This window comes from Anoxybacillus sp. (genome assembly GCF_036834105.1).
Classification (GTDB): Bacteria; Bacillota; Bacilli; order Bacillales; family Anoxybacillaceae; genus Anoxybacillus.
Genome location: NZ_DAITON010000133.1, coordinates 4,579 through 6,024, shown reverse-complemented (window position 1 = coordinate 6,024; position 1,446 = coordinate 4,579). Strand labels below are relative to the sequence as shown.

2 protein-coding genes are annotated in these 1,446 nt (G+C 43.2%); both read left to right on the top strand.

Translation table 11 applies throughout. The features are described 5' to 3' along the window. Positions 1-190 precede the first annotated feature (190 nt). On the top strand, positions 191-715 hold the full coding sequence (gene msrA, locus V7Z64_RS11195) for a peptide-methionine (S)-S-oxide reductase MsrA (protein WP_021093804.1): 525 nt from the start codon (positions 191-193) through the stop codon (positions 713-715). After that, positions 712-1,446, top strand: a 735-nt coding sequence (locus tag V7Z64_RS11190) for a TrmH family RNA methyltransferase (protein WP_334110440.1), incomplete at its 3' end; no start/stop codon positions are given. The genes msrA and V7Z64_RS11190, both read left to right, overlap by 4 nt.

The following is a 1,446-nucleotide window of genomic DNA, read 5'->3' as shown; positions in this document are numbered from 1 at the left end:
AAGGAATCGAGTACATCGTTGAAGAAACAACAAAAGCATGACTTTTGTTGTTGGGCAGTTGTCAACCTGCCCTGATGCAACCCCAAGTCAAGGAAGGAGGATAACATCCGCTTGTACTTCTGGGGAGTTGCAAGCCTCCACTTCAAGCGTTAGCTAAGTGGGGGTAGTTGACAAAAGAGGAGAGATAAAAATGGAAAAAGCAACATTTGCTGGTGGGTGTTTTTGGTGCATGGTTACGCCGTTTGAAGAGCTTGACGGTATTTATGGCATTGTTTCTGGATACACAGGCGGTCATGTGGAACATCCGACGTATGAACAAGTGAAAACAGGAACGACAGGACATTATGAAGCGGTGCAAATTACGTTTGATCCCGATGTATTTCCGTACGAAAAATTGTTAGAGTTATATTGGTGTCAAATTGATCCAACGGATGACGGTGGACAATTTCACGACCGTGGTCCACAATATCGAACAGCGATTTTTTATCATAACGAAAGACAAAAAACATTAGCGGAGCAATCGAAAAAACAATTAGAAGAAAGCGGACGTTTTTCTAAGCCGATTGTAACAGAAATTTTACCAGCGACAACGTTTTATCCAGCAGAAGACTATCATCAAAATTACCATAAAAAAAATCCGAAACATTATAAAGAAGACCGTGCGGCATCTGGACGTGATGAATTTATTGCGAAACATTGGGGGAACAACGAGTGAAACGAATTGAATCGCCAAAAAATGAACGAGTGAAGCAATGGAAAAAACTGCTCACGAAAAAAGAACGCGAGAAAACGGGGCTATTTTTAGTAGAAGGATTTCATTTAGTAGAAGAGGCGGTCAAAAGTGGCGTTCATATCGAAGAACTGATTGTTGCGGAGCATGCGGCCATTCCAGCTAGTTGGAATATTTCTCATATTCCGATGACGATCGTGACCGATGAAGTGATAAAAGCGATAAGCGACACAGAAACACCGCAAGGCATTGCAGCGGTATGTAAACAAATGCATTGGAACGTGGATGATGTGCAAACAGCGTTGTTCGTTGATGCAGTACAAGATCCCGGAAACTTAGGGACGATTATTCGCACAGCAGATGCTGCAGGAATAGACGTTGTCGTTGTTGGGGAAGGAAGTGCAGATGTATACAATGCAAAAGTGATTCGCGCTACGCAAGGTTCGTTGTTTCATTTTCCTGTTGTCAAAGGGGACATAGGGGAATGGATAGCCCGTTTCCAAACGAAACATATTCCTATTTACGGAACAGCGCTGCAAAACGGGGTGGACTATCGTTCCGTATCCCCTTCCTCCTCGTTTGCATTAATTGTTGGAAATGAAGGAAGCGGAGTGAATGATCGGTGGCTACAACAGACGACAACGAACTTATATGTGCCGATTTACGGAAAGGCAGAATCGCTCAATGTAGCCGTTGCAACAGGAGTTTTACTATAT

Excerpts from the sequence above, each read along its gene's own strand:
- msrA (WP_021093804.1), top strand. The coding sequence starts at position 191 with ATGGAAAAAGCAACATTTGCTGGTGGGTGTTTTTGGTGCATGGTTACG.